The sequence below is a fragment of the Vreelandella nanhaiensis genome (assembly GCF_003990185.1).
Classification (GTDB): domain Bacteria; phylum Pseudomonadota; class Gammaproteobacteria; order Pseudomonadales; family Halomonadaceae; genus Vreelandella; species Vreelandella nanhaiensis.
This window is the reverse complement of the sequence record NZ_RZHF01000012.1, coordinates 1-4,427: the sequence shown is the minus strand read 5'-3', so window position 1 is coordinate 4,427 and position 4,427 is coordinate 1. Positions and strand designations below refer to the sequence as shown.

The following is a 4,427-nucleotide window of genomic DNA, read 5'->3' as shown; positions in this document are numbered from 1 at the left end:
AACGGACTACCTACGGACCCGCTCAATATGTACACAAAATCTCACTTCGTGCTCGGCATCGGAACACTTACTCACTACTCAGGCTCATACGTCGCAACCAGATCTAAAGGGTGCTTACCATAGTGTACAAGGGTCCAAATGGCCCAACAGGACTTAACAAAGCATTTTGGAACGGTTGTGAGCGTTGAGCATTATCTACAGGGTCACTGGGCGCCCTAACGGCACAGATTTACGTCTCACAACCGAACTCATAATAGCCTCGATAATCACTACCTGTCTTTATTAAAGCATGCGCGACGCGGGCTAATTTAACAGCCACTGCCACACGGGCTTTCCGCTTGATATCAGGATCATCAGGGGTTGCCCGAATATAGCGCTCGTATTTCTGTCGAAATGTATTTTCCCGCTGTCTGATGGCGACCGTGGCTGCCAACCAGAAGGCGTACCGTAAACGTGCATTGCCTCGCTTTGATAAGCGGTAATGCCCTTGTTGTTTACCACTTTGACTTGCCGACAAGTTGAAGCCGCAAAAGCTAAGGTATTGGCGATAATGACAAAAACGCGTTAGGTCACCGCTTTCGGCAATAATAACTAACGCAATGATAGGACCAATACCAGGCAATGTCCGAAGTCGCTGGTAATCATCGCGGTGAGATATCAACTGGTCAGCGGCTTCTTCGATTTGCTGCCGTTGCTCTGTTAGCTTTAAATAACGTCTGATCTGCAATTTGAAGGTGGCAATTGCGGGGCTATTAAGCGGTACGGGTAACGCTATCGACTGCTCTGCCACTTCATACATCTCTTCTAAAAAACGCTGTTTGGCCACCTTCCTCCCCACTACCTCCCAAGCACGTTGCACGAAGGTCGTTTTTTTATAGCGCGTGATACTTAGTGGAGTAGGGAATTTCAGCAAGAAGCGGCAAAACCATACGGCACGGGTGCTATTAAAAAAACGCTCCATTTCTGGAAAAAAGAGGGTGAGGTAATGATTAAATAAACTATGTTGACAGCGGGATCTAGCGAGTGAGATTTGATAATACGTATTCGCAAGCTCCTGAATATCTAACATTTCATTCACTAACGGATCGTAAAATGGTTGCATCATGCCCTGCTGCATCAAGTACATGATAACCCGCGCGTCTTTCTTGTCGTTTTTATCCCAGCTTTTAAACAACATTTCACGCGCTCTGGCGCAGGCTAAAGACGACACCATATGGCACAAGGCGCCTTGAGACCTTAACCAATAGGCAATATTACGATGAAAGTCAGCCGTTGGTTCAAAGGCCACCAAAATATCTTCAGCAGGTGCTTCTGCTGCATGAAGGAGGTTCTGATAACCCACTAACGTGTTAGGCAACTTAAACGTTTTGGTACGACCTGACGGCCATAAAATGACCGCATCATGGGACGTTTTAGCAATGTCGATGGCGATCATCACCTTCACAGAGCTATTCTTTACGTTGTCAGCCATGTGTACATCTCCTAAATCCACTGATTGGCATCAGAGATTTTGGTACAGATGGCTGGCTCCAACCTGCTTATTCAGCAAGTACTATGGCTCGGAGTTCGCCGTCCATGAAGCCGTGTCCAAGGCCGTGACGGCAGCAACGTATTTCTGTGATCCTTACTGCTCCGGGCAGCGTCGGACCAACGAGAACACGAATGGCCTGATACGGCAGTACTTTCCCAATGGAACCTACTTCCGACAGGTCACGATGGCGAGCTGCGCAAGGTGGTCAGCAAACTGAATGACCGCCCCCGAAAACGGCTCGGCTATCGGACACCGGCGCAGGTGTTCCTGGGGGAATACTCAGGCGCTCTGGATACCGCAGGTGCTGAGCTTATTGATTGAAGTCAGGATTGAGATCCACAAGCTGTGTTTTCATCCTCAAAGAAGTGCCTGTTGATGTCGGAAAGTGATCGCTTTCGATTCTTACGATAGAGCTGCTGTCGAGGTTTAATTCGTACTCATGAGGAAAGGCGCTGGTTAAGATGTCGCCGCAGTTATCTCCTCCTTTAGCAGTTTATCTTGACCCTCGGAGTGGCCGAGTTCTGCAAAAGCAGGAGTAGTAATTGTAACCATCCCCTAAAATCAGTACATGCGTGATTAGAGTTCTCCAGCCTACAATGAGACAAACGGAGAACGGCATGAAGAAGTCACGGTACAGCGAGGCACAGATCGTCAAAATCCTGAAAGAGGTCGAGGGCGGTCGCCTAGTCAAGGAAGTCTGCCGGGAGTACGGCATCTCCGATGCGACCTACTACAATTGGAAATCCAAGTACGGTGGCATGGAAGCCTCTGATGTGAAGCGCCTTAAGGAACTTGAAGAAGAAAGCCGCCGGCTGAAGCAGATGTATGCTGAGCTGAGCCTGGATCACAAGCTGCTGAAGGATGTCATCAAAAAAAGCTGTAAATTCAGCCGTTCGACGAGAGCTGGTTGATTACCTCAAGCAAGCACATGGTGTCAGCACCCGTAGAGCTTACCGAATCGCTGGCATCAGTGGCTCTGTGTACCGTTATCGTCCGGACACATCTCGGGATGAACCAGTGGTTGGAGCGCTTCAAAGCGCGACTGAGCGCTATTCCGCCTACGGCTTCAGCAAACTGTTCAAGTTGCTGCGACGATGGGGTCATGGATGGAATCACAAGCGGGTCCATTGACTGTATTGCGCACTCAACCTGAATAAACGGCGACGGGGCAAGAAATGACTTCCGACACGGAACCCGGAGCCATTGAGCGTGCCAGCCACCGTTAATCAGTGCTGGCCCATGGATTTCATGAGAGACAGCCTGTTCTGTGGCCGCCGGTTTCGGAAGTTCAACGTGGTGGAGGACTTTAACCGGGAGATACTGGCTATCGAGATTGACCTAACCTGCCAGCACCGAGGGTTATAAGGGTCCTGGAACGCATTATCGTCTGGCGAGGCTACCCGGCCAAACTACGCATGGATAACGGCCGGAATTCATCTCGATCGCCCTGGCTGATTGGGCTGAACAACACGATATCAAGCTGGAGTTCATCAAACCTGGCACCCCGACTCAGAACTCGTATGTTGAGCGTTCAATCGGACTTACCGGAATGAGATCCTGAACATGTATGTCTTCCGGAACCTTACCTAAGTCCGACAACTGACCGAATCGTGGATGACGGAATACAACGATGAACGTCCCCACGATTCACTGGAAGACCTGGCGCCATGGGAATACCTGGCGAAACACCAATGCTCGGAGAACCCTAGTCAGCGGTGCAACTGAAACTGGGATGTTTACATAACCATCACGATAGCTGCAGCATCGAATACAAGCTTGAGCTTTATGAAAACCTTCCTTTCTGTTTTGTTACAATGCCATTGTGAGGCTTTTACCTGAATCCTCCCTTAATAGGGCGTATAAAAAAATGACCCAGTTCATGTTTTTATACGCTGTGCCTGGTGTAAATAAAAAAGCTTGGGCATACGCCCAAGCTAAAAGATCGAAACAGCTTCTCTGCTATACTACTAACTCATCTATCCTAGAAACTATATTGGGCGGCAACCATCACACGGCTCGCATCTTCTTCACGGTCATCGGTCAACTCCGTTTCGAAATAGCCGTACTCAATTCCATACATCAAACGCTCGTTGGGAGTCCACATCAGATTAAGAAATGTATTCTTGTTCTTTCTACCTGCATTCCCACCTACGGTAGGGTCGCCCAATTCGACATCGGTATAGCCATGGGACGCGTTCAGTGAATACTGTGGTGATATTTGATAAGAAAGACCAAGGGCTCCGCCATCGCCAGATAGCGTTTGCAGCTTACCGTTGGTATCGACGTAGGCATCGGCACCGTTGAAGTAATCGCCAGACAGATAGAGGTAACTGTTCGCCCCCTCGCTGGCGTTCACGATCGCTCTCAAGGTCACCGGTCCGGCATGGTAGGCACCTGCGGCGAAGGCCCCATAGCCCATTTCCGTATCCTTTTCGCTTCCGGTATCGTACTTCAGCTGCCGGGCGATGCCGGCGATTGAGTAGGAAAAGTCACCCATACTATCTTCATAGCGCAGGCTCAACGCGGGCATCGATGATACGGCATCGTCATTATCCGGTAGCAAATCATCTTCTGGCACGGAGCCATCGATGTTCTCCGCCAGCTGTGCCTTTGGATCCTCCGCAGCTATCGAGAATCCTCCCATGGTGTAGCGCAACTGGGCTAGGCGCGACCCATAGCCATTGCTTCCCGCCGTGCCGAGGAAATCCAGTGTGGGCGTGGCGGCGACGAAGGTGTTGTAATTCGACCAGGTCTGTCCGGCAAGGATCCCATTCCAGGAACCATAGGCATGCCGTAATCTGAAGCGCGAATTATCATCATTATAGGACCAGAAGTCCCCTTCGATTACGGTGTAAAGCGTGCTCCCCTCGACAGGCGTACTGGTCCGAAAGCCGAT

2 protein-coding genes and 2 pseudogenes are annotated in these 4,427 nt (G+C 50.1%); 2 read left to right on the top strand and 2 right to left on the bottom strand.

Features of this window, described 5'->3' with window-relative positions; translation table 11 throughout:
• Window positions 1–229: 229 nt before the first annotated feature.
• The gene (locus tag ELY38_RS08760; protein ID WP_127061437.1) at window positions 230–1,471 is read right to left on the bottom strand and encodes an IS110 family RNA-guided transposase; all 1,242 of its coding nucleotides are present in this window, start codon (window positions 1,469–1,471) and stop codon (window positions 230–232) included.
• Between the two features lie 85 nt (window positions 1,472–1,556).
• Here ELY38_RS08760 and ELY38_RS19665 point away from each other — a divergent pair.
• Window positions 1,557–1,852, top strand: a pseudogene (locus ELY38_RS19665) (IS30 family transposase); the annotation flags it as partial.
• 296 nt (window positions 1,853–2,148) lie between these two features.
• A pseudogene (locus ELY38_RS08750) lies at window positions 2,149–3,256 on the top strand (IS3 family transposase).
• A 256-nt stretch (window positions 3,257–3,512) separates the two neighbouring features.
• On the opposite strand, the gene ELY38_RS19050 reads toward ELY38_RS08750, so the two are convergent.
• On the bottom strand, window positions 3,513–4,427 hold a 915-nt coding region (locus ELY38_RS19050), incomplete at its 5' end, for a DcaP family trimeric outer membrane transporter (protein ID WP_185858952.1).